The 22,610-nt window shown below is 42.3% G+C and carries 26 protein-coding genes, 3 pseudogenes and 1 riboswitch; of the genes and pseudogenes, 3 read left to right on the top strand and 26 right to left on the bottom strand.

Features of this window, described 5'->3' with window-relative positions:
• Positions 1-247: 247 nt before the first annotated feature.
• A riboswitch (purine riboswitch) is annotated at positions 248-349 on the top strand.
• Positions 350-476: 127 nt separating this feature from the next.
• The gene (locus PUN35_RS16070; protein ID WP_014481340.1) at positions 477-1,670 is read left to right on the top strand and encodes a NupC/NupG family nucleoside CNT transporter; all 1,194 of its coding nucleotides are present in this window, start codon (positions 477-479) and stop codon (positions 1,668-1,670) included.
• Positions 1,671-1,709: 39 nt separating this feature from the next.
• Here PUN35_RS16070 and PUN35_RS16065 read toward each other — a convergent pair whose 3' ends face one another.
• From PUN35_RS16065 to PUN35_RS16055, 3 genes are all read right to left on the bottom strand, one after another.
• Positions 1,710-2,381 (bottom strand): DUF3298 and DUF4163 domain-containing protein, encoded by a 672-nt coding sequence (locus tag PUN35_RS16065; protein WP_014481341.1) that lies wholly within the window; start codon positions 2,379-2,381, stop codon positions 1,710-1,712.
• Positions 2,382-2,524: 143 nt separating this feature from the next.
• Complete coding sequence (locus tag PUN35_RS16060) at positions 2,525-2,815, bottom strand: hypothetical protein (RefSeq protein ID WP_014478421.1); 291 nt, start codon at positions 2,813-2,815, stop codon at positions 2,525-2,527.
• Between the two features lie 49 nt (positions 2,816-2,864).
• Complete coding sequence (locus PUN35_RS16055) at positions 2,865-4,925, bottom strand: catalase (RefSeq protein ID WP_014481342.1); 2,061 nt, start codon at positions 4,923-4,925, stop codon at positions 2,865-2,867.
• Positions 4,926-5,126: 201 nt separating this feature from the next.
• Between PUN35_RS16055 and citH the strand changes: the two genes are divergently transcribed.
• Positions 5,127-6,407, top strand: coding sequence for a citrate transporter CitH (gene citH / locus PUN35_RS16050; RefSeq protein ID WP_003227205.1), 1,281 nt, complete (start codon positions 5,127-5,129; stop codon positions 6,405-6,407).
• Between the two features lie 157 nt (positions 6,408-6,564).
• Here the strand turns inward: citH and bglS are convergent, their stop codons facing one another.
• From bglS to PUN35_RS16035, 3 genes are all read right to left on the bottom strand, one after another.
• Positions 6,565-7,293 (bottom strand): beta-glucanase, encoded by a 729-nt coding sequence (gene bglS, locus PUN35_RS16045; protein ID WP_014481343.1) that lies wholly within the window; start codon positions 7,291-7,293, stop codon positions 6,565-6,567.
• Between the two features lie 295 nt (positions 7,294-7,588).
• A complete protein-coding gene (gene licT, locus PUN35_RS16040) occupies positions 7,589-8,422 on the bottom strand; it encodes a transcriptional antiterminator LicT (protein WP_003242598.1) in 834 nt (277 codons plus the stop codon).
• Between the two features lie 94 nt (positions 8,423-8,516).
• Complete coding sequence (locus PUN35_RS16035; RefSeq protein ID WP_014481344.1) at positions 8,517-9,197, bottom strand: hypothetical protein; 681 nt, start codon at positions 9,195-9,197, stop codon at positions 8,517-8,519.
• Positions 9,198-9,404: 207 nt separating this feature from the next.
• On the opposite strand from PUN35_RS16035, the gene PUN35_RS16030 reads away from it, so the two are divergent.
• Positions 9,405-10,691 (top strand): MFS transporter, encoded by a 1,287-nt coding sequence (locus PUN35_RS16030; RefSeq protein ID WP_014481346.1) that lies wholly within the window; start codon positions 9,405-9,407, stop codon positions 10,689-10,691.
• Positions 10,692-10,709: 18 nt separating this feature from the next.
• Here the strand turns inward: PUN35_RS16030 and dbpA are convergent, their stop codons facing one another.
• The 20 genes and pseudogenes from dbpA to PUN35_RS15930 all read right to left on the bottom strand — a co-directional run.
• Complete coding sequence (gene dbpA / locus PUN35_RS16025; protein WP_014481347.1) at positions 10,710-12,149, bottom strand: ATP-dependent RNA helicase DbpA; 1,440 nt, start codon at positions 12,147-12,149, stop codon at positions 10,710-10,712.
• Between the two features lie 81 nt (positions 12,150-12,230).
• Positions 12,231-13,379 (bottom strand): rhamnogalacturonan acetylesterase, encoded by a 1,149-nt coding sequence (locus PUN35_RS16020; RefSeq protein WP_014481348.1) that lies wholly within the window; start codon positions 13,377-13,379, stop codon positions 12,231-12,233.
• 351 nt (positions 13,380-13,730) lie between these two features.
• Positions 13,731-13,859, bottom strand: a pseudogene (locus PUN35_RS16015) (hypothetical protein); the annotation flags it as partial.
• A gap of 19 nt (positions 13,860-13,878) precedes the next feature.
• Positions 13,879-14,331, bottom strand: coding sequence for a hypothetical protein (locus PUN35_RS16010; protein ID WP_014481350.1), 453 nt, complete (start codon positions 14,329-14,331; stop codon positions 13,879-13,881).
• A 15-nt stretch (positions 14,332-14,346) separates the two neighbouring features.
• The gene (locus tag PUN35_RS16005) at positions 14,347-14,643 is read right to left on the bottom strand and encodes a YxiJ family protein (RefSeq protein WP_014481351.1); all 297 of its coding nucleotides are present in this window, start codon (positions 14,641-14,643) and stop codon (positions 14,347-14,349) included.
• Positions 14,644-14,660: 17 nt separating this feature from the next.
• Positions 14,661-14,972 carry a hypothetical protein gene (locus PUN35_RS16000; protein ID WP_033881890.1) on the bottom strand — a complete coding sequence of 104 codons (312 nt, stop codon included), beginning with the start codon at positions 14,970-14,972 and terminating at the stop codon, positions 14,661-14,663.
• Between the two features lie 26 nt (positions 14,973-14,998).
• Positions 14,999-15,349, bottom strand: a complete 351-nt coding sequence (locus PUN35_RS15995) for a hypothetical protein (RefSeq protein ID WP_014481353.1) — start codon at positions 15,347-15,349, stop codon at positions 14,999-15,001.
• Between the two features lie 166 nt (positions 15,350-15,515).
• Complete coding sequence (locus PUN35_RS15990) at positions 15,516-16,274, bottom strand: hypothetical protein (protein ID WP_014481354.1); 759 nt, start codon at positions 16,272-16,274, stop codon at positions 15,516-15,518.
• A 25-nt stretch (positions 16,275-16,299) separates the two neighbouring features.
• A complete protein-coding gene (locus PUN35_RS15985; RefSeq protein ID WP_014481355.1) occupies positions 16,300-16,788 on the bottom strand; it encodes a DUF2716 domain-containing protein in 489 nt (162 codons plus the stop codon).
• 17 nt (positions 16,789-16,805) lie between these two features.
• A complete protein-coding gene (locus PUN35_RS15980) occupies positions 16,806-17,258 on the bottom strand; it encodes a hypothetical protein (RefSeq protein WP_080283103.1) in 453 nt (150 codons plus the stop codon).
• 72 nt (positions 17,259-17,330) lie between these two features.
• Positions 17,331-17,657 (bottom strand): annotated as a pseudogene (locus PUN35_RS15975) (DNA-binding protein); the annotation flags it as partial.
• A gap of 75 nt (positions 17,658-17,732) precedes the next feature.
• Positions 17,733-18,119: a YxiG family protein gene (locus PUN35_RS15970; protein WP_014481357.1), complete on the bottom strand. Its 387-nt coding sequence runs from the start codon at positions 18,117-18,119 to the stop codon at positions 17,733-17,735.
• Between the two features lie 46 nt (positions 18,120-18,165).
• Positions 18,166-18,600 (bottom strand): YxiG family protein, encoded by a 435-nt coding sequence (locus PUN35_RS15965; RefSeq protein WP_014481358.1) that lies wholly within the window; start codon positions 18,598-18,600, stop codon positions 18,166-18,168.
• A gap of 76 nt (positions 18,601-18,676) precedes the next feature.
• The gene (locus tag PUN35_RS15960) at positions 18,677-19,057 is read right to left on the bottom strand and encodes a DUF2750 domain-containing protein (RefSeq protein WP_014481359.1); all 381 of its coding nucleotides are present in this window, start codon (positions 19,055-19,057) and stop codon (positions 18,677-18,679) included.
• A gap of 114 nt (positions 19,058-19,171) precedes the next feature.
• A complete protein-coding gene (locus tag PUN35_RS15955) occupies positions 19,172-19,594 on the bottom strand; it encodes a WapI family immunity protein (RefSeq protein WP_014481360.1) in 423 nt (140 codons plus the stop codon).
• Between the two features lie 144 nt (positions 19,595-19,738).
• A complete protein-coding gene (locus PUN35_RS15950; RefSeq protein WP_031601135.1) occupies positions 19,739-20,155 on the bottom strand; it encodes a YxiG family protein in 417 nt (138 codons plus the stop codon).
• Positions 20,156-20,201: 46 nt separating this feature from the next.
• Complete coding sequence (locus tag PUN35_RS15945) at positions 20,202-20,564, bottom strand: hypothetical protein (protein WP_372338631.1); 363 nt, start codon at positions 20,562-20,564, stop codon at positions 20,202-20,204.
• A 9-nt stretch (positions 20,565-20,573) separates the two neighbouring features.
• Positions 20,574-21,044: a YxiF family protein gene (locus PUN35_RS15940; protein ID WP_033881894.1), complete on the bottom strand. Its 471-nt coding sequence runs from the start codon at positions 21,042-21,044 to the stop codon at positions 20,574-20,576.
• A gap of 140 nt (positions 21,045-21,184) precedes the next feature.
• Positions 21,185-21,739 carry a DUF4240 domain-containing protein gene (locus tag PUN35_RS15935; protein WP_014481364.1) on the bottom strand — a complete coding sequence of 185 codons (555 nt, stop codon included), beginning with the start codon at positions 21,737-21,739 and terminating at the stop codon, positions 21,185-21,187.
• Between the two features lie 511 nt (positions 21,740-22,250).
• Positions 22,251-22,562: pseudogene (locus tag PUN35_RS15930) on the bottom strand (DNA-binding protein); the annotation flags it as partial.
• Positions 22,563-22,610: the final 48 nt, after the last annotated feature.

Below are 22,610 nucleotides of genomic sequence, written 5' to 3'. Positions count from 1 at the left end.
CATGAAAAAAACTCCCTTTCTGCTGTATGGGTTTCCCCATTTCCATCATACAACAAATCTCCAGGAGCTGGAACCTTATAGTGAAGAAAAATCAGTACTGACATGCTGGTATCCCGCCAACATCATATCAGCATAGCAATCCAGCATGTTTTTCCTTTATTTTCTCATTTTAGAATATAAATTTTATTATTGTGAAAATAGTTAAAAAGGTTGATTTTCAAAAAGTGAAAGGATAAAATACTGCTATCATCTTAGAAAAAGACATTCTTGTATATGATCAGTAATATGGTCTGATTGTTTCTACCTAGTAACCGTAAAAAACTAGACTACAAGAAAGTTTGAATAAATTTGAACGAGTTGAAAAGGACAAGTTCTTTTCTGTTTGCTCTTATTTTTCACACTTTCTACACTTCCAGAATTTGTGAAAAATAAGAGCTTTTTTTGTTTCCATAATAACCCTCATAGGAGTTGCTATCATGTACTTTTTACTAAACCTTGTCGGTCTCATTGTGATTATGGCAGTTGTATTCCTATGTTCTCCGCAGAAAAAGAAAATCAAGTGGCGCCCGATCATGACGTTAATTGTTCTGGAATTGCTGATTACTTGGTTTATGCTGGGAACAAAAGTCGGAAGCTGGGCTATCGGTAAAATCGGTGATTTCTTCACTTGGCTGATTGCTTGCGCCAGTGACGGTATCGCGTTTGCCTTTCCGTCAGTGATGGCGAATGAAACAGTAGACTTTTTCTTTAGTGCGCTTCTTCCAATTATCTTTATCGTCACATTCTTTGATATTTTAACGTATTTCGGTATTTTGCCTTGGCTGATTGATAAAATCGGATGGGTGATTTCAAAGGCTTCCCGCTTGCCGAAATTAGAAAGCTTTTTCTCTATTCAAATGATGTTTCTGGGAAATACCGAAGCACTTGCGGTTATCCGCCAGCAGCTAACGGTTTTAAGCAACAACCGCCTGCTCACATTCGGCTTAATGAGCATGAGCAGCATCAGCGGCTCCATTATCGGATCTTATCTGTCAATGGTGCCTGCGACATACTTGTTTACAGCCATTCCTTTGAACTGCTTAAACGCGCTGATTATCGCAAACCTGCTGAATCCTGTTCACGTGCCTGAGGATGAAGATATCATCTATACACCGCCTAAAGAAGAGAAGAAAGACTTTTTCTCTACGATTTCTAACAGTATGCTTGTCGGCATGAACATGGTTATCGTTATTTTAGCAATGGTGATCGGATATGTCGCATTAACGTCAGCAGTTAATGGCATTCTTGGCGTTTTCGTACACGGCCTGACCATCCAGACGATTTTTGCTTATCTGTTCAGTCCATTCGCATTCCTGCTTGGATTGCCAGTGCACGATGCGATGTATGTTGCTCAGCTGATGGGCATGAAATTAGCAACGAACGAGTTTGTTGCGATGCTTGACTTGAAAAACAATCTCAAATCCCTTCCGCCTCACACCGTTGCGGTGGCGACGACATTCCTGACGTCCTTTGCAAACTTCAGTACGGTCGGCATGATTTACGGCACGTACAATTCGATCCTTGACGGAGAAAAATCAACGGTCATCGGGAGAAACGTGTGGAAACTGATCGTAAGCGGAATTGCAGTATCTTTATTAAGTGCTGCGATTGTCGGCCTGTTTGTGTGGTAGAAACATTGAGCCATATCCTTTTCGGATATGGCTCTTTGATTATTGATAAATAGAGGCTGGCACCTGCACATCCCGGATTCCCGCTGCATAAGGCCCCAAGTCATACTGGCCAAAGACGATAGCGATTCCGTTTGCCGTAAAGTAAAACATTGTGTCTTTGTTTAGGGTTATATCCTCTTTCTTTACATCAGGGAAAAACAGCTCATCGTGTTTTTTGATATAGCTATATAGGTAATCTCTCGTTTTGCTGACTTTTGTTTTGGTGCTCAGAATCTGCTCCAGCGTCACCCGCTTTTGTGCTTTCAAGTCATAGTTGAAGGACTGGACAGACGTTAAACCGTGGGCGCCGCCTGAATAGATATAATTGAGTGTTTGAATGCTGAGCTTGCCTGCCGCATTGTATTTGACGCTGAAGGATGTTCGATATTCCGTTTTAAAGCCCTGCTGTTCGCCTGCTTTTTTGTTTTTCAGATATTCCTGATACGATTGTTCAATGTAGGCTTTCAGCTCTTGATTGATTTTCTTTTCAAACGCGGCATTCCCGATGTGATGCACTTGTGGATACGTTAACTCCTTGATCTTTTTGTACGTATGGGTGCTGACAGTCGGTGTTTTCGCTTGAACTGCTTTTAAAGATGGGGCCGCATATGCTAATACGGAAAAAAACAAGACTGCAATCCCCGCAGCTTTCAGCATTTTATTCCATTTCATATAATATCCTCCTTTGATGTCGTTGTTTATCATTCCCTTATTTAAGCAATACACACTTTTATAGACTGATTAAATCGAAAGAAGTTTCTAAGTCTAACAGCATGATTTTTCCAATAAAAAAAGAGACACAGGATGTCTCTTTTTTACTGTTTGCGCCCAGAAATCGCTTCATGAACGGCCTGTGCCAAATCTGTATTTCCGAACATCTCTAATACCGCAATGACAGTCTGGTCCGGAATGTGCTCTGCTTCGTGTTTTGGCACGACCAGATCGTCCATGGTTTTTTTCAAGCTTTCATTCAGCTTTTGCTGCGGATACGCTTTGGCGTACAGCTCCATCGGATCAAGATCATGGTTCACGCACCATTGGGCAAACACCAAAATCATCATATTTTCATCGCGTTCGTAAGCTTCAGCGAGCTGTTTTTCGTTCATTTGTCATGCTCCTTATGAAAAGTATCTTCCTTAAAGATACAGGAGCCGGTCAAATTCGTCTATCCCAATGGCGATGAGCAGCAACCGCATCGATAAATGCCTTGCTGAAAGCGGTGTAGTCAGGTTCATCTTTAGCCGTTACGATGCCTGGTCCCTCTGTTGTCCCGACAGAGGATTGAAGAAGGTCAATTCCTTCATTTGCTGCACCGATCGCCTTGTAGTGATTGTAAGCTTCTCTGATAAACGCCATCGCTTGTTTGTTGTCTTTTAACTCCGGCCCTCCTGCGGCATAGACGGCATCATACAGAACAGAATCAACCGTCAGGAACGTGCCGCTGGCCTCAAGCTGCTGTCCGCTGCCGCTTGTCATATACCCCAGATTTTGGCTGATGATATCCACTGTGATTCCTTCTTGCTTTAAGGCTTCCAGCACTGTTTGCAGCTCTTTTTCATGAAATCCGTTTCCGGCCAGTACAGCGACTTTTCTTGTTGACGCGGTTTTCACTGTACGGGCTTGGCTTAACGCAGGCGAAGTAAGAATTTCTTTAGATGCTTTACGCTTCGCGGGCGTCGCCACGCCTACTCCTTTGGCAATTTCTTCTGCTAAATCTGCATCGACATTGCTGAAGACATCAACGACCTGCCGCTGTACGTCTTTGCTTTTGACCTTCCCGACCTCGAAGCAGAAAGCAGAAATGATGTGCTGTTTCTCCACAGGAGACATGCTGTTCCAGAAAAGCTTCGCCTGTGAGTAATAATCGTTGAAGCTGTCGCTTCGCTGGCGGATTTTTTTGCCCTCGACTTTTTCCTGATAGTGGACGTAGCCGCCTTCTTCAGCTGTCGCAGGCGACGGATCATTGTTTTGCAGTGAGTTTTTATGATAAGCGACAGGTCCCTTATTGATCGTCATCCGGTGATAGCCGTCGTATTGGTTGTTATGGAATGGACAGACCGGCCGGTTAATCGGAATCTCATGGAAGTTCGGGCCGCCAAGACGGATGAGCTGTGTATCCGTATAAGAGAAAAGCCGCCCCTGCAATAGCGGGTCATTGGTAAAATCGATGCCCGGCACGACATTTCCCGGGTGGAATGCGACTTGTTCTGTTTCCGCAAACACATTATCCTGATTGCGGTTCAGCGTCATTTTTCCAATGATCTTCACCGGCACAAGCTCTTCCGGCCACAGCTTAGTTGGGTCAAGAATATCAAAATCAAACTTGAATTCATCTTCCTCATCAATCATCTGCACGCCGAGCTCGTATTCAACCTTGCCGCCGTTTTCAATTGTTTCCCACAGGTCACGGCGGTGGAAATCTGGATCTTTCCCGGCAATTTTTTGCGCTTCATCCCATACGAGAGAATGCACGCCGAGCACCGGCTTCCAGTGAAATTTCACGAAACGTGCCTTTCCTTGTTCATTGACAAAACGGAACGTGTGAACGCCGAAGCCTTCCATCATTCTGTAGCTGCGCGGGATGCCTCTGTCTGACATCGTCCACATCACCATGTGAGCCGACTCAGGGTTATTGGCGACAAAATCCCAAAACGTATCGTGAGCAGTCGCGGCCTGAGGCATTTCATTGTGTGGCTCAGGCTTAAACGCATGAACCAAATCCGGAAATTTGATCGCATCCTGAATGAAAAACACCGGAATGTTATTTCCCACAAGGTCATAGTTTCCTTCTTCAGTATAAAATTTTGTCGCAAAGCCTCTGGCATCCCGCACCGTGTCTGCGGAGCCTTTAGAACCCGCGACCGTAGAAAAACGGACAAATACCGGTGTCTTCACCGAAGGGTCCTGAAGAAATTTGGCCCGTGTATATTCCGTCATTGGTTCGTAAACCTGAAAAAAGCCATGCACGCCATACCCGCGCGCATGCACAACGCGCTCCGGAATCCTCTCATGGTCAAAGTGCGTCATTTTCTCCCGAAAGTGAAAATCCTCCATCAGCGTCGGACCGCGAACCCCGGCTTTTAACGAATGCTCATCCTCTGACACTCGCAAGCCTTGGTTTGTCGTCATTTTCTTCCCGCTGTTATCGGTCCTGTACTGTTCAAGCTGCTCGTCCTTTGAGTGTTCATTTACACGTTTGTTTTGATCATCACTCATGTCTGTTCCCCCTTTTTAAAACGAAACATTCTACAGCACATTTACCCGTAGCGTTCTTGATATAAACTGCCAATCCGCTCAATAGGATTTTAGGTCTACATATCAGAATGAGGTCATACACATTTGAAATAAGCCTTCTTCACAGAAAGAAAGTATGGAAGCGCTTACCAAAAAAAGCTGTTGAATAGGGGAGGTCATATCATGCTTGCCATACTCGGTTTTGTGATGATGATTGTCTTTATGTACCTTATTATGTCTAACCGGCTTTCCGCTCTTATTGCTTTGATTGTCGTTCCTATTGTGTTCGCCCTGATCAGCGGATTTGGCAAAGATCTCGGCGAGATGATGATTCAGGGCGTTACAGACCTCGCCCCTACCGGTATCATGCTGTTATTCGCCATCCTGTATTTCGGCATTATGATTGACTCAGGCCTGTTTGATCCTCTCATTGCCAAAATCTTATCGTTTGTCAAAGGAGATCCGTTAAAAATCGCCGTAGGCACAGCGGTTCTGACCATGACCATTTCGCTGGACGGAGATGGGACAACAACCTATATGATTACCATTGCAGCAATGCTGCCTCTCTACAAACGGCTCGGCATGAACCGTTTGGTGTTAGCGGGAATAGCGATGCTCGGTTCGGGGGTTATGAATATTATCCCGTGGGGCGGGCCGACTGCGAGGGTTTTGGCCTCCTTAAAATTGGACACGTCAGAGGTTTTCACGCCGCTGATTCCCGCTATGATCGCCGGCATTCTCTGGGTGATCGCCGTTGCTTATATCCTCGGAAAGAAAGAGCGGAAGCGGCTCGGCGTCATTTCGATTGATCACGCACCGTCTTCCGATCCGGAGGCCGCACCGCTCAAGCGTCCCGCTCTTCAATGGTTTAACCTGCTGCTGACTGTCGCTCTGATGGCCGCACTGATCACCAGCCTGCTGCCGCTTCCTGTTCTTTTTATGACTGCGTTCGCCGTTGCCTTGATGGTTAACTATCCAAATGTCAAAGAGCAGCAGAAACGAATCTCGGCGCATGCGGGTAATGCGTTAAACGTTGTCTCGATGGTGTTTGCTGCGGGCATATTCACAGGCATTCTCTCCGGCACAAAAATGGTGGATGCCATGGCGCATTCTCTCGTTTCACTCATCCCTGATGCCATGGGCCCGCACCTGCCGTTGATCACTGCGATCGTCAGCATGCCCTTCACCTTTTTCATGTCGAATGACGCCTTTTACTTCGGTGTCCTTCCCATCATCGCCGAAGCCGCTTCCGCTTACGGAATAGACGCCGCTGAAATCGGAAGGGCCTCCTTGCTGGGGCAGCCTGTGCATCTGCTCAGCCCGCTTGTGCCTTCCACCTATCTATTGGTAGGAATGGCAGGCGTCAGCTTTGGCGACCATCAAAAATTCACTATTAAATGGGCCGTAGGAACAACGATTGTGATGACGATTGCCGCACTTTTGATTGGGATTATTTCTTTCTAAATGTATGAGCTTGATCGTAGCATTGAGTGAGTACGTGATTTACAGAGGGAAGAAGATCAAATAGGATATTATGAGTGAATAGAAGATTCACGCCAACAACTTCTCATTACAATCATAAGAGCCTGCTATATTGCAGCAGGCTCTTTCACATTTGGCATTATTTTTTTGTATAGCGCACCCAGTCATAATGAGCGTATAGCGGATTTACACCATTGTAGGAGCCAAGCCATTCATCGACACCCGTGCCATTCCACAAGTTCATCATGATCTTTCCAGGTGTTGTCGGAATTTGGTTTGTTGCAGTATGTTTTAATTGCCCGTCGACATACCATTTAATAGAGTTTTGCTGCCAATCGAATGCATACGTATGATAGGCATTGGCTGCATCAAACCCGAGATCAACAATCTTCTCATGGTTTCCTGCACCATTTGTATAATAGTTAAATTGAACCTTCGTTGTGTCTTTTCCTAAAAATTCGATATCAATCTCATCCCAAGGAGTTCCATCTGTTGGACCTGTGTAAGTGAAGAACGATGAAACGATCCCTGTGTTTTTAGCTGGTTTCATTCTGACTTCATAAAGTCCATAGCCATATGTTTGAACAGAACGGTTTTCCCCGCAGTCAAACTTGTTATAAGATGGGCTTGTTAGCGCTAAACGCATTTCACCCAATGACGTCATGGATACGTTATTAGCCCGCCACGTGCAGTTGAACATATTTCCATTCGAATAACCATCTGCTTTTTGCCAAAAACCGGAGTTATAGCCGTTAAAAGGGTCAAAAAACGATCCACCTGTTTGAGCCGAGGCAGTAGAAGTGACTGCAAACAAACTCATAAACAATCCAGTGACAAGAAGCAGCAACACTCGTTTCAGATAAGGCATATTGGCATTCCCCTTTCATCGAAAGCGTTTTCTATGTTGATCTTACATGATTCTTCTAAAAGGGAACATCGGTCAAAATAATGATAATATCGAATCTTACTGACTTGAATCCTGTAACTATCATCATCTTCCCTCTGAAAAAAATAAAAACCTAAATTACCATCAGCACAGACAGAGATGATCCGCACTCATTGTAATTTAGGTTTTGCCTGCTTTATCAGTAACAATCCTGCCATTTTCATATGTGAATGTAAGAAAAAGTGAACACAAGGAAACACAAATGTCAGCGCTCTCATTATGCTTGTTTAACTACCCTTTCTATGTGAATGGTTAAATACAGCAGCTCGTCACTTGTGAGCTTGTGCTCATACTCCCGCTCAATGTAGGTTTGGATTTTCTTCGTGCATTCATACGCGCGATGATACTTTTCTTTCACTGTATCCAGCAAAAAATCGTCCTGGCTTTCCATGTGAGTGCCGTTAAATAGACGTTGCGCGAAAAATTTTAAGTGGGTGACGAACCGATAATAGTGAAGCGATTCTTCGTTGAATTCAATCTTAAAATGGTATTTTACAATACTCAAAATCTCTTGCATGACTTTTGTAATGTTGATAATATTGGGCATCTCTTCATTCAGCTCGGCATTTACAATATGCAGAGCAATAAAGCCTGCTTCATCCTCTGGCAGAGACACACCTGTCTTGTTTTTTACCATAACCAACGCTTCTTTGCCGATCGCAAATTCGTCTTTGTACAGCCGTTTTGTTTCCCACAGCAAGGCGTTTTTGATATCAAGCCCTTTCTGGTTGCGCTGGATGGCAAAGTTAATATGGTCGGTCAGCGACACATAGATGCTGTCGTTGAGCTTTTTGCCGAGCTGTAATTTTGCGTAGCTGATAATCTCTTCGGATACTTCCATACACTCGATCGGTATATCATACAAAAGGGTTTTGAACTTTTCTGATACATCCTTGTTATCGAGCGTGAACACTTTCTCAATGCGGGCTTCATCGACATCATCGCCGGACTTTTTCTGAAACGCGAGCCCCCTGCCCATGACGACCAATTCTTTCCCCTGTTCATTGACCACGCTGATCACATTATTGTTGATCACCTTCGCAATTTTCATGGCATGTCCCTCCAATCAACTAAGAACAGACTATATCTTGATTGTACATTCTTTTTGTACTAGGTCAATATCATCAGGGAAAGACGGAAGCTGGTCAGTACAATTCACTCCGTACCTGCTGCCCCGGCTGTTTTTGAAGCAGCGCCTCCAGATGGCGTTCAAATGATGCCTTGTCAGCTTTCTGCTTTTTGACAATGCTGTTCATGATTTTAATGCTTTCAGCGCTGTATTGTGTATATTGTTTTTTCAGCTGATCCAGCTGCTGTCTTGTCTTCTTCGCGTTTTTCGGTGTGACTTGGCCGATGAGTTTGATCATACTGTCTGCGGCCTCAAAAAAAGCGGCTCTATTTTCTGTCAGCTGCTGAATTTCGATGCGGCTCATGTCTTGATTACGCGTTTTTTGTAGCAAGGCAACCGCCTCGCTGTTTTGTTTTTTGAGCGATTTGTTCTCAAGCTTAATCGATTCGAGATTCTCCTTCGCAATGTCTGCTTCTTCTTCAGTCATGCTGATTCGCACGAAGTATTCTGGATTGCCGATTCCATAATCAAATGCTTCGCTCACTTGTATCATGGAACTGAACACAATGGCCAGCTGCCTGTCGCTTGCGAGGGCTTGGAAATCCTGCTTTTTCTTACTGCTCATCGGTTTGGCTGCGGTTTGTTTTACCGTCTTTTGATCACAGTCTGCGAACATCTGAGCCTCACCTTCACTTTCGCATGCGCTCATCACAAGAACTGTGACCAGCAGGCTTATACACAAGCCTATTCGCCTCATGCTCTGTCTCCTCTCTGCTGAATCCCTTCTGGAAAATACCATAAAATATAGTTAAATGGTACCAGATTCACCTAACCCCAGCAATAAATCAAAAGTATGATTTGAAGCGCAAAAACATAAATATTTTGTAAAAATTGACGTGCATTCCATTCTTTTCAGGCCCATTTTTCGTACAATAGAAGTATCGTTACCGGAGAGGGGGCTCTGATGATGAAACGTTTTACGAAACAAGAAAACAGCTGGGTATTATATGACTGGGCAAATTCTGCTTACTCAATTGTCGTGACCACCGCGGTATTTCCGTTATTTTATAAATCAGCAGCTGCGGAAAGCGGTGTCAGCGCCGCTCAATCGACTGCCTATCTGGGCTATACCATTGCGATTTCAACGTTTATTCTTGCGATGCTCGGTCCTATTTTAGGCACAATCGCCGACTATGAAGGGTGCAAGAAAAAGTTCTTCGGTTTCTTTGTGTCAGCCGGTGTCGCCAGCACCGCGATGCTCGCCTTTATCCCAAGTGAGCATTGGCTGCTATTGCTACTGTTTTATACGATATCGGCTATCGGTTTTTCCGGCGCCAATGTGTTTTATGATGCCTTTCTCGTGGACGTCACGCCTGAGAAACGGATGAATCTCGTCTCGGCACGGGGTTTTGGCTTAGGATACATTGGCAGCACGATTCCATTTATCATCAGTATTGCTGTCATCCTGCTCGCACAAGCAGAGACGATTCCAGTGTCTGTATCGGCCGCAAGCCAGCTGTCCTTTTTCATAACGGCTGCCTGGTGGGGGCTGTTCACTATCCCAATGATTAAACATGTCCATCAACGCTATTACATCAAAAGAGAACCTCATATTGTCATCAACAGCTTTAAGCGGCTCGGCCAGACGATGAAACGGATCAGGCAATACCGGGCACTTTTCCTCTTTTTGCTCGCTTATTTCTTTTATATCGACGGAGTCGGCACGATTATTACGATGTCGACATCCTATGGATCAGATTTAGGGATCGGTTCCTCAAGCCTCCTGATCATCCTATTTGTCACCCAGGTGGTCGCTGCACCGTTTTCGATTGTATACGGAAAACTGGCAGAACGCTTCACGGGGAAGACCATGCTGTACGTCGGGATCGTCATTTATATGATCGTCTGCGTGTATGCCTATTTTATGAAGACAACGATTGATTTCTGGATACTGGCTATGCTTGTCGCCACCTCGCAGGGCGGTATTCAAGCCCTAAGCCGTTCCTATTTCGCCAAGCTTGTGCCAAAGCGCCACGCCAATGAATTCTTTGGCTTCTACAACATTTTTGGAAAATTCGCCTCAATTATGGGGCCGCTACTCATTGCCGTTACCGCCCAGCTGACCGGGAAATCCTCGACTGCGGTGTTCAGCCTGATCATTTTGTTTGTGATTGGTATTGTGATTCTTGCCTTTGTTCCCGAGGAAACCAGCACAGATGTCAGCCAGCAGCAAAATGACCTGCCCCTTTAACTGGGAGCAGGTCATTCATCATTTATTCGCTTTATTCACCTTCAGCTGTTTCCCTTTGACGGTTGTGTTCTTCATCACTTTGAGAACATGAGGGCCTTTACCATTTAAAATCTCAACGTATGAGGCGTTATCCATGATCGTGATGATGCCGATGTCGTCAGCTGACACACCGTCAATTTTGGCAATCGTTCCTACAAAATCAACGGCTCTGATTTTCTTTTTCTTTCCGCCGTTAAAATACAGCTTCATAATGTCTTTATTCAACTCTTCGCTTTTGTCCTTTTTGCTTTCCGGACGGTCATTCAGTTTAGCTAGAAATTCTGGTTTCTTCCTTGCCACTTCCTCTTGAGAAGGGGCTTCTATTTTTTGGATTTCAAATCCGATATATTCTTCAATGTCGGCTAAAAACCGTTTTTCGAAGGCCGTGACAAACGAAATGGCCTTTCCTTTGTTCCCCGCGCGTCCCGTTCGGCCCGTGCGGTGGACATAGCTTTCCTTTTCAACCGGAAGATCATAGTTGATAACAAGGGAGATATTTTCAATATCAATCCCGCGCGCGGCGACATCCGTCGCCACTAAGTAACGGTACTCGCCACGTTTAAATTCATTCATGACGTCGAATCGGTCTTCCTGAATCATTCCGCCGTGAATTTTATCGCATGGATATCCTAAGTCATCCAATTCATCGGTCAGCTGATTGACGTGCTCTTTCGTTCGGCAGAAAATGATGCAGCTGTCGGGATTCTCCGTCATCAGCACATCTTTCAGCAATGAAAATTTATTCTCTTCTCTTACTTGAATCACCGCATGTTCAATATTTCTTGTGGTAAGCCCGGCCGCTTTGATTTCGATATGCTCCGGGTTTTGCATATATTGACGGCTTAATTTCTCAATGTCCTCTGGCAGCGTCGCCGAAAACAGCATCGTCGTGCGCTCAGTCGGAAGATGCTTGATAATCGCCTCCACCTGCTCGATAAAGCCCATATTCAGCATCTCATCCGCTTCATCAATGACCAAATAAGAGAGACGATCCAACGGCAGCGTGCCTTTTTCGATATGATCCAGAACACGTCCCGGCGTACCGACAACAATGTGACTTTTTTGCTTAAGCTCAGCTTTTTGTTTATCAAAGGAGGATTTTCCAAATACGGCTGTCGCTTTGATCCGTTTAAATCGTCCGATGTTCGTGATATCTTCCTTTACTTGCACCGCAAGCTCACGGGTTGGAGTTAAAATAAGCGCCTGCGGCTTGTTTTCATCCCAATCCGCCAGCTCACAGAGAGGAATCCCGAACGAAGCCGTTTTCCCGCTTCCTGTCTGTGATTTGACGACAAGATCCTTTCGTTCTAGGGCAGCGGGGATCACACTCTGCTGCACCTTGGTCGGTTCTGTATATCCCAGTCCTTCCAATGCTCGTAAAATGTCATGACTGATTTGATAGTTTTTAAAATGACTCATGTATAAACTCCTGTCTCTTGCAGATGTTCTCATTATACTCTAATTGACGAAGGCATATGTGTTTTGACGAAAAATGATGTATTAAAAGCCATCGATTCCCTGGCGTTTTAGCTCCTGAACAGCCAATCGCGCCAGTGCGTCGGCCCCAGCGCGGTTCGGATGAAGCGTATCTCCGTCCATATAAAGCGCGAGTGTTTTTTCCGGACCGATCGATGTAAAGTATGCCGAGCTGAGGACATTTAAGTCAATGAGATGTGTTTTTTCCTCTTCGGCCAAAGCCAAAATAGAGGCCCTGTACCATCTGTTTACAGACGAATGGACGCCCTCAGAAGTAAAATCGGTCGCCCGGCCCTGAGGCGTTGATAGGATGACGTCCGCTCCTTTCGCTTTCACCTGGCGGATCATATCACGCATCATCTCTTTAAACTCCGCTTCAGATTCATTATGCTTCGGATTTGTGTCATTAATGCCGAGCTGCAAGATAAAATAATCTCCCGGTTTAATATACTTCAGGATCGCCTCAAGCTGTCCATCATTTCTGAATCCTCTCGCGATCTGCCCGCCGGACGCCATGTTTCTCACTTGAAAGGTGTGTTTATCGATATAGTGAGGCAGCATCTGCCCCCAGCCCGCCTGCTTGCTGCTGTTGAGCGGATAATAATTGCACACCGTCGAGTCGCCTCCGATATAAATGGTTCGGTTCGTCACCGGCTGATCAGACAATTTCTTTATTTTCAAGGCGCTAAGCGTAAAAGCGGTGCCAGCTTTCCCCTCTGTCACCAGCAGATTCAGCTGCCCGTCGGTGACGGGAATTTGGAACGTATCCTCCGCGCCATCCCCTGTCATATTAATGACCTGAAACACGCCCTCCGCCGCCACACTGGCCCTTGCCGTATTGCCAAGCGTCACCTTCACCTCATAAAGGCCATTCGGGAGATCCACATTAAACGTGTTATTGCTTTTCGTCCCATACGCTAAAAACTGAACCGCATCACTCTTCACACCAGTCCCGGATGCCGCCACATCCCTCATATTCTCCGGTGTTTGAAAACCGTAGCCCTTTGACCGGTCATACCGATCAGACGCCCTGACACCAATATAACCAGGCTCCATCGAACCGCTTCCAAAGTCAAACTGATACACCTTCGGCTCCGCCGCCTTCACATTCTCAATCCCGCCAAAACACAGCATCAGCATCATCACAAAAACCGCTGCCATCCATTTTTTCATCAAGACTCCCCCTCTATGAAAACGCATACATTAATGCATACTCGGTGATTGTTTCTTTATGATGACTGAAGGGAGAAAAAAATGGCGTTGAGGAATAAAAATGAGGGGAGAGTCTCAAGAAGGGGAAAATTAGTGTGACTTCTTGTCACACTTGATCACATCCCAACCTCCGCAATAGAAGCTTATTTGGTTTTCTTCGTCATACACATAATAACGGAGTCTTTCCCATTGATCGTCAGTCGGTACAATCTCCAATGCAACAGAATCGATGGATTCAAGATCATCCAGCTTTGATGCACTAACGTCTTCAAACCGTAAATGAATGTCACAGGTTTGAGCTGATAGTTTTAATTCAAACACAGGAATATGTATATAACGATCATCTTCTTTCATATAGAACGAAAACTCGTTTAATGTAAATGGACCTGTATCCGCATCAGAAAGATGCTTTTTCAATTTCTCGTATTGTGTGATATTCAAACATGGATTCCTCCTCTTTTTAGTTACCGCCAACCATATAAATGTCAACAGCATCATATTCAAACCACATGATCCGTTCGCCTGAGTCTGTTAGGCATTGGAGCTTCCCATCGGAAAAATAGCTTTTATCCGGTTGAGGATCAGTGATCAGAAAAACATCGTCATTAATAGAAGCTAACAGAAAGAGAAAGCCTGCAATGTCCCGGTCTGCTTTCTGTAATACAGATTGAAAATGAAATTCTCGTTTCGCCAGCTTCGTCACCTTGTAAGCATAACCTTCAAAGTACTTGGATAGGTCTTCTATAAATGAACCAGTCGTTATCACCTGTATCATAATTCGCTCATAGGCAAGCCCTTGCCATACACGATAAAACGACTCTGCATCTTCAAGTTCACACGACATAACAATTTGGTCAGGCTTTAGATCGACCATATCTAAATTTCCGATACTGCTTATAGAGGTTATTTCCATAAAATCTTCCCCTTATCAGTTGGATAGCGCAACGCAAATCTCTTGTCTGACTTGTTCATACAAGAGAATGTGCTGATACAGATCTTTATCGTTTTTGATCATATCCGGAAGTATGTCAGGATAAAGCTCAAAAAAGCTTTTCTCCAACGAACGCCGCTGATGCTGGGGCATCCTTTTATTCGCCAGCACGTAATCCAAACTGCCATCAACTAGCATAAAAAACTCATAGATTTCCGTTTCAAAGCCGTACAATTCACTAGGATACGGCTTTTCTTCAAGCTCTCGCTGTCTTTTTCTCAGCTGTTCAAACACGCGATCCTCTCCTCACCCTATTCAACTTCCATCACCTCATATTGCCGGCAACAAAAGCGGAATGTCTGCTCCTCCCATTCTTCCACAAGGTACATACCTTGTGGTTGCGTTTCAATATGGAGAAGTCCATCAGACAGGTCCGTTAGGGTCTCCATATCTCGTATCGTAACGACTGAAACGTCTTTGAATATGACAACAATCGTACGTGAATGATAAACAGCTGCTAACTCAATCGTATAAATGGCACCAAGCACGTGATCTGTTTCTCGATAAAAACGCCATTTCTTGATATGCTGAAACAAAATAGGAGTAGCTCCTGAAATACTCAATTTTGATTCCTCCGTTAATAGCGTCTCTATACTCCATACTCACAGTAAGGCTTCAAATCAGGAAAAGCATCCTGCAACATTCTTTCTATATTTTCATCGGTCACTGTAAATATAATATCTGTTGAATCAAAGAAACCGACTTCGAAAATACATTCTTTCACAGGGGAGATATAATCATCTTCATAAAAGTCAGCATTCCCATCAACAAACGGAACTTGTGTTATATCATACAGTATCGTCTCTTTAGGCACAGCAGTTAAAATAGAAAATATCACATAAATCTCATATTCATTTAATATACGATGAAATTCCTCACCTGTGATAAAAAGATAGTCTTCACGCTCGCCAATGATATCGTTCCAATGATATCGTTCCAATGATCCTTATCCTCGGATACATCCATCATATTCAAAATATCGCCAATAACCCAATTATACTCAGTGATACGGAGGGGGAATTGGGTAAAAAAATCACTTAAATGAAAAAGAGTAGAATCAGCATATTCCAGACAAAATCTGCTCATATGATCTCCACCATAACTTCTTACAACTCATACTTAATCAATTCCTCCATCGAGGTTCCCTTGAAATATTGATAAAGAATATCCTCAATACTAAGATGACCAAATAGCCCAATCGGGTTGCTAAAGGTCTTCCCCCGTTTTTCATCAACCTCTATTAAATCACTCTCTGCCGCTAATGAATCGTCTTGGCTAATGAGGTATTTTTCATCTTCATACATGACAAATGTTATAGCAGAATGATCAAATTTTTTCATCAAATCTATCGGCACCTTGGAAACAACCTTCCAATTCCCCTGAAGAAAGCCTGTATATCCTGTATTCGCAATAAAAAGGGTTCTTTGCTTTTCTGCCATCATGAGAGAAATGTCTTTTTTACTCAAGCGTTGATCTGTAAAAATATCAAAATACTGAATGAGAAGATCATCATTTTTATCTGTTGCTAAATCTCCTTTTACCACTAATGCATATGTGAACTGATTGATTTTCCGTAAAGAGATTTCAATGACAACACCAGGCCTAACTTCACTTAAAGTAGTTCTTTTTTTCATCTTTAGGTTGATGTCAGTGACTTGTTTTCCTTCTAATTCTTTAAAAAGCGAATCGCCGTCTGAGTTTAATACCTGAAAGAGGGTATAAACAAATTCATTTAGAGTAGGCTTACGATCCAATTGTTCAAGGAACACAGCGTGAAAATCTTCGATGGCGTCGTGACAAATATCCATACCATCATCACTTACGAATATCTTTTTATTTTTATATTTCTCTTCCCAAAAGCCCATGTTTCACCTCTGTTTTTCAGAACACTCATCTATTTTGAAACAGGATAGGCGGATCATGATCTATCGCCTCCAACAGCTCTTCACCAAACACAGTGATTGTCAATTTCCACGGGTCTCCCAAAAGTCCCCAGGAGAAGTCCTGATGAAAAAAGAAATAATAGTCTCCATTTGGAAATACGGGAACAGGCCATTCGCCAAATTCATCCTTAGGCATTGCCTGATGAGGACTAAAGGTATATCCGTCATGCTGCCAATCTAGTGCGTACATTACATCGTTCTTTCCAGTACCTAATTGAAATGCTTTTAAAATAGAAGTCTCTAAATCACTTAGCACTCCGCTCACATCATTATGACCAGCTTTACTGCTCATCGCGCTTGAGATATCAAACACTCGATATGGATCAGGCGGGATGATGTGATGACATCTGCTTCCGGGCTTCCATTTTATGAGCTTGTTCACTTCTGACCAGATGCGGTCTTGTTTTGTCTGACTTAAAGCGCGCCAATTCATCATGATCTCATCCCTACACCTTATTGGATATCCTGCTTATAAACACCAGAAGAGGTCACTGCGTAAACAGCGTTACTCGTCAGTTTCAGCTGTTGAACGTCTAGGGCTTCACCGTTCGAATCACAGCATGTTATCTCTTCCATCTCTTGACTCACATCGGCAGAAATCAAATAAAGAGACGACTTAAGGTCTGCACTGTAACAATTGAACGTCCCAACCAAAAAACCTTCTTCGGATATCGCGAGCTGATCAAATGCTTCTGAGTCCGGCTCTTTATCCGACAGAATCCACACCCGTCTCACGACCGTTTCATCAAATGCGGCAATGACTGCATCTCCGTAATACAGCATATAAATCAAGCCGTTTTTTTCTGCAAGTCCATAACAATCATCTACAGCAGGCGCATCCATTTCTTCAAGCTTTCTATCAATGTGTATTTCCTTCTGCTGACCATCTAACGTAAAACACCACACACTATGGCCGTTGGGATTCTCATCATGATAAATCCCTTCATCACATAAACCGACCCAAAGCTGTTGTTTCTCATCCAAAAGACAGCAGGAAACCCCTGAAGGCAAGTGAAAAACACTTTTCACCCTTCCCTCTTCTGAAAAAACCTTTACCTTCGGCTCGTACGATTCGTAATAAACGAAGACATAGCCATCTGCACATTGTTGAAAGAGCAGAATATCACTGTATGAAATCTGCTCTTTCACTCTAAAATCCCGAACATCACCGGAAGGATCATAGATTGTAATGGTGATACCACCTTTCAACCCTTTTCCAATGTAGACACGCCCCAGTGGATCAGCATGGAAAAAACAATCTTGGGTGTCCATGTTGATAATTTTATTCATTTTTAATTTTTTCATTTGTTATGCTCCTAGGTTTGAAATGGTGAGATAAGTCCTCTTACTCGTTTATTTACTTCATTATTACGATCACCTCTATGTTGAGGCATATATTTCAGTTGAATCAAAGAAAACCCTTTCAGTTTCAACTGCATAGACAGCTTGATTAATTCCAATCAAAACGTTTGCATTCGATTCATAATCTTCAATTAAAGGGTGATATAATGTTCCAATACCCTTCGGATAGTAAGAGAATGAATTCAAAATCCATTTTTCCCCATAAGCAACATCTTTTAAAGACGATTCCTTGCCGGCATAAAAAAATAATGATGATACATTCTTGAATAAAATACGATGCTGCTGCTTCTTTCCCTTCGTATCCATTTCTAAATAAAGAATAAATTCTTTTTTAAAGAACTGAAAATCTGTTTTTAATATGGTGAATTCCGAATCAATCAGATGCTTTTGTATTGGATTATTCACTTAAATCCTGCCTCCTTGAAAAAATTTCTTGATCCCAGCCACTATATTATTTTTTTGTTTTTTTTTCAGTTTTTTCATAATCATTAAACGCTTGATATTCTTTAGAATCAAAGGATACACATTTAGATTCTATAGCAAGTAAAGTCCCGTTAATTTCTATAAGAAAATTAGCATTTAAGACTTGATTACCTAATATACCATTTTGTAGTTTTCCAATTCCTTCTTTGAAATAACTGATTTCTTCAAGGTACCAATTAGTATCAATGGGTATAGTTTTATCAAACTTGTTATGAACACTAAAATCGCAATAAATTCCACTTATATCCTTAAATGAAATTTCTTTTAAAGTGGCTTTTTCTTCTTCTTCATATAACTTAAGATAAAGAGTTAATCTATTCTCTAGGTATTCAAAATTAATATCGTACATAAAGCAATTAACATCGTGATTTATATAATCTATCCATTGCTCAATACTGTTCATGTCATACTCCTCACTTCATTTTAAGTAAAAGGTTTAACATGCAGATGGGATACTTTAGACAAATTAAAATACTTTTTCAGGAATAGTTTTGTAATTCTTCTTCAATATCTTCAAGAACCAGAGGTATTGGTTTTGAAACTGAATTACGATTGTTAGAAAATATTGATATACCGACTCCATCTTCAAGCATTCCAGGGAGCCAATTTTCCACAAAATCATCCAAGGAAATTGATTCTGGACTTGTGTCCTTCCATTTCTTAATAGCACAATGATTTGCATGTTCTTTTGTCGCCCAAAAATGCAGGTGCAGTATACCGTTCTCGCCTTCAGATATAACCCATCCCTCGTCGTTACTTAATGACCAGACTTCTTCATAGTCAACAACTTTCTTAATAAAATAACGATATCTTTTATCAGGATCTAACTTTAATGACATCTCAAGTTCTTTTTCATTCATTTTTCACTCTTCCTTGTAAGCAGTGTAAGAGGGACATCAGCTAGTCCTTGACCCTATCTAATGCCCCTCTGGATATAACATCAGATTATTATTTCGATAAATTCCGCGTAACGGTTAGGGAAGTTTTGAAGATTTTTTTACATCTTCCAGATTTGTTTTTAAAGCATCTGCAAAGGATTCTAGCTTTTTTTCATTACAGGTAATCTCAAACAAATTAGAATTAAACTTAACATCACCTTCAAGTATAATTTTAATCTTAAAGCTGTAATTTCCGTTTTCTTCATTAATACTGAGAATTAAAAGTGGATCAATGGTTTCTAAATTTATCATATCTTGATTTCCCATTATCAACGTTTCAATTCCAGATATCAGCAATTTATATTCACTCTCTAATAAAACAGCGGAATAATCGCGAACGATCGCTTTTTTATTTTCCAACAACTCAAATATGGATAAAATAAATGGATCATCATCCATTTCTTGATACCTTCTCGGTGTTAGCTCAAGTTCAAGACAATCGTCTTTAATTTTGGCCATGCTGCCTCCTTGTTTTATATGAGGATTATTTAATAAAATTTCCTTTCCAGTACTGCTGTTTGAAATCGTAATACTATCGCTGTTTACAAATTGTCTGGCTCCTGTTAAACCGTAAAAGGCTGATAACCTTTCTTATATGTTGATTTATTTATGATTTGAATGATATGCATAAAACGATTGATCATCAAAGCGAACTGTTTCAGCTTCTATAGCAATCAGCATTCTGTTCATGTCAATAAGAAAGTTAGCATTTGATTGATACTCCGGAATTATAGAATTTGATAGATTCCCGATCCCTTCTGGGTGATAACTCATCTCAAATACTTGCCAATTGTATTCTTCCGGATCTATTTTTTCCAATCTCATGTCGCCAACATCTGCACTATAATAAGCGGATGCCACATTTTGAAATACTATTTTATGCGTATATTCAGCTTCACTTTCAAAAACCTTGATATTAAGTGAGAGCTCTTTTTTAAACACATTAAAATCTAAATGAAGGACACTGCACCCCTCATCTATGTAATCAACCCATTCATTAATTGTTTTGTACATTGTCATCTCCTGCCTCTTTCTTAATCAATAACACCTTACCACCAAACATAAATTACCCCGTATATTGTTTGATCCAATCATTTAAATCATCTGTTGAATGCAAATAAGTTTCAGGAGAATCTTTCAAATCAATCCCGCTTAGAAGGATTAACATACTCCAGACTCTATCATCTTCTACTTCGGGGTCATCCGCATGAACATAAATGCCCGCCCAATCCGACACTTCTTCTCTTGTTGTTTGTCCATTTAAGACACTTTTGATTTTATTTATGCATTCTATTAGCTTTGGTTCGCTCAATTTGATCACCACGTATTCAAGTACTAAATGATTTGTTATTAGTATGCAAAGCACCGTACTGTTATTTAGGTATTGAATATTTTCCCATAAATGATTCCGAATGGTGTTTCCTCCCAGGAAACCAATCTACCAATATACAACCTCACAGCCATATTCCGTGTGCAATATACATAATCCAAACTGACCCTTAGGCTCAACCAAAATAAAACTATGATTGAGAAGCCCTTTGTCGAACCCAATACATTCGAATATGCCGTCAAGGTGCTCGAGACATTTTCCAAAAGAAGAAATTAACGCACCAATTTCGCTGCTGTATTGATGAAACAGCAGAACGTCCCGGTCATCATAAGCAACATATGACTGAGATATTTTCCAGATCAACTGTTTCGCTTCCGTTTTTTCGAGGGCATCAACCTCACGGGTGTTGGCTGGTATTGAATTTGATAAAACCAGCTCAAGCAATTGCTTGCTTTGCGCCAGATCAGCAAAACGATAAGTGAAGCCTCTTTCTACACAAGGAACTAATTTTTTTTTGATTTCGCTCATCAACATATGTCTTTTATTCTCGGCGAGTTTTTCGATTAATCTTTTTTGCATGAGCTGCATTCCCTCCGCCGTCAATTTCTCAAGTTCCTTTAAATTGATTCATCATTCTCTTGTTTTCGTTGTCGTTCATGTTTAGATTTGTTCTGAAAAAGCTTGTATCGCTTATTGATACAAGCCTTATCTTCAACTATTTAAAACTCACCCAGCGGATTTTCCCCAAAACGCTCCCACAGTTTTGGAAACCTATCAGGCAAATCTTCTTCTTCCCAATCCAATTCAATACCGTCCGATTCGGCAAGCCCCTTTTGCTCAAGCGCATCTAAAAGCTCGTCGTGTACTTCATCATCCCATTCATCGTCGCCAGTCTTTATATATGTCAACGCTTCGATTGCCATTGACAGCAAGTCTTCATTTTGCGGATAGCCTTCCTCGTCAAGCGTTTCCTCCGTGATGTGTGCTGCCAAATACTCGTGATCATCCAGCACTTTTTCAAATGTCTCTTTACCCTGGGCAATCAGCCATCCGCGGAAATAATCAAATGTATCGTCCGAGCAGCCGTCCATTAAGATGTATGCTGCCGCCCATAGTGAGGACAGATAGCTTTTGTGCATGAATGTCTGAAGCATAAATTCAAAATCAACGATCTCATTGATTTCTTTTTTCAATAATGCATCACGCAGCCACTCATTAGGTTCTTCCTGATTGCCAGCTTGGTCAATAAGCTGCCAAAACGATGTTTCATTCATTTGTCTTCCCCCCTCTGATATCCCTCTTATAGATCCCTGAATCTGATAGAGCATAAATAGCATTACTTGTCAGTTTCACCTGTTGTATCGAGAGCTCCCTCCCGTCTTGATCACAGCACTTCACCTCTTGTATCGGCAGACTGACATCAGCCGGAATGAGGGACAGTGAATGTTCATCTTTGCATATCCAAAACCCGTCATCTGAAATTGCAAGCTGGTCATATACTCCAGAATATTCTTTATCAGAAACAATCCACACTCGTCTCACGTCCGTCTCATCAAAGGCAGCAATGACTGTATAAGAGTAATACAGCATGTATATCAGTCCATCTTTTTCTGCAAGTGCATAGCAGGCATCTACCACGGGCGCATATATTTCTAAAAGCTGTGGATCAATATGAGTTTCCTTTAGTTGTCCGTCTAAAGTACAACACAGCACACTTTGTCCACTGGGGTTTGCGTCACCATAAATGCCTTCATCACTTAAACCCACCCAAAGGTTTTGTTTCTCGTCCAAAAGACAGCAGGAAACCCCTGAAGGCAAGGGAAAAGCACTTTTCACCCTTCCCTCTTCTGAAAAAACCTTTACCTTCGGCTCGTACGATTCGTAATAAACGAAGACATAGCCATCTGCACTTTGTTGAAAGAGCAGAATATCGCTGTATGCAATCGGCTCTTTCACTTTAAAATCCCGAACATCACCGGAAGGATCATAGATTGAAATGGTGATATCTCCTTTCAACCCTTTTCCAATGTAGACACGCCCCTGTGGATCAGCATGGAAAAAACAACCTTGGGTGTTCGTGTTGATGATTTTATTCATTGGTTATGCTCCCAGGTTAGAAAGGGCAAGATATGTTTTCTTACTCGT

The sequence above is a fragment of the Bacillus sp. N3378-2at genome (genome assembly GCF_033412715.1).
Taxonomy (GTDB): Bacteria; Bacillota; Bacilli; order Bacillales; family Bacillaceae; genus Bacillus; species Bacillus subtilis.
This window is presented reverse-complemented; position numbering and strand designations above follow the sequence as displayed.

Excerpts from the sequence above, each read along its gene's own strand:
- PUN35_RS15960 (WP_014481359.1), bottom strand. The coding sequence starts at position 19,057 with ATGAATGAAAAAGAACTTGAGATGTCATTAAAGTTAGATCCTGATAAA.
- PUN35_RS16030 (WP_014481346.1), top strand. The coding sequence starts at position 9,405 with ATGATGAAACGTTTTACGAAACAAGAAAACAGCTGGGTATTATATGAC.
- dbpA (WP_014481347.1), bottom strand. The coding sequence starts at position 12,149 with ATGAGTCATTTTAAAAACTATCAAATCAGTCATGACATTTTACGAGCA.
- PUN35_RS16035 (WP_014481344.1), bottom strand. The coding sequence starts at position 9,197 with ATGAGGCGAATAGGCTTGTGTATAAGCCTGCTGGTCACAGTTCTTGTG.
- bglS (WP_014481343.1), bottom strand. The coding sequence starts at position 7,293 with ATGCCTTATCTGAAACGAGTGTTGCTGCTTCTTGTCACTGGATTGTTT.
- citH (WP_003227205.1), top strand. The coding sequence starts at position 5,127 with ATGCTTGCCATACTCGGTTTTGTGATGATGATTGTCTTTATGTACCTT.
- PUN35_RS16055 (WP_014481342.1), bottom strand. The coding sequence starts at position 4,925 with ATGAGTGATGATCAAAACAAACGTGTAAATGAACACTCAAAGGACGAG.
- PUN35_RS16020 (WP_014481348.1), bottom strand. The coding sequence starts at position 13,379 with ATGAAAAAATGGATGGCAGCGGTTTTTGTGATGATGCTGATGCTGTGT.
- licT (WP_003242598.1), bottom strand. The coding sequence starts at position 8,422 with ATGAAAATTGCGAAGGTGATCAACAATAATGTGATCAGCGTGGTCAAT.
- PUN35_RS15935 (WP_014481364.1), bottom strand. The coding sequence starts at position 21,739 with ATGAATGAAACATCGTTTTGGCAGCTTATTGACCAAGCTGGCAATCAG.
- PUN35_RS16065 (WP_014481341.1), bottom strand. The coding sequence starts at position 2,381 with ATGAAATGGAATAAAATGCTGAAAGCTGCGGGGATTGCAGTCTTGTTT.
- PUN35_RS16070 (WP_014481340.1), top strand. The coding sequence starts at position 477 with ATGTACTTTTTACTAAACCTTGTCGGTCTCATTGTGATTATGGCAGTT.
- PUN35_RS16010 (WP_014481350.1), bottom strand. The coding sequence starts at position 14,331 with ATGGAAATAACCTCTATAAGCAGTATCGGAAATTTAGATATGGTCGAT.
- PUN35_RS15990 (WP_014481354.1), bottom strand. The coding sequence starts at position 16,274 with ATGGGCTTTTGGGAAGAGAAATATAAAAATAAAAAGATATTCGTAAGT.
- PUN35_RS15950 (WP_031601135.1), bottom strand. The coding sequence starts at position 20,155 with ATGACAATGTACAAAACAATTAATGAATGGGTTGATTACATAGATGAG.
- PUN35_RS15940 (WP_033881894.1), bottom strand. The coding sequence starts at position 21,044 with ATGCAAAAAAGATTAATCGAAAAACTCGCCGAGAATAAAAGACATATG.
- PUN35_RS15965 (WP_014481358.1), bottom strand. The coding sequence starts at position 18,600 with ATGAACAGTATTGAGCAATGGATAGATTATATAAATCACGATGTTAAT.
- PUN35_RS15985 (WP_014481355.1), bottom strand. The coding sequence starts at position 16,788 with ATGATGAATTGGCGCGCTTTAAGTCAGACAAAACAAGACCGCATCTGG.
- PUN35_RS15955 (WP_014481360.1), bottom strand. The coding sequence starts at position 19,594 with ATGGCCAAAATTAAAGACGATTGTCTTGAACTTGAGCTAACACCGAGA.
- PUN35_RS16060 (WP_014478421.1), bottom strand. The coding sequence starts at position 2,815 with ATGAACGAAAAACAGCTCGCTGAAGCTTACGAACGCGATGAAAATATG.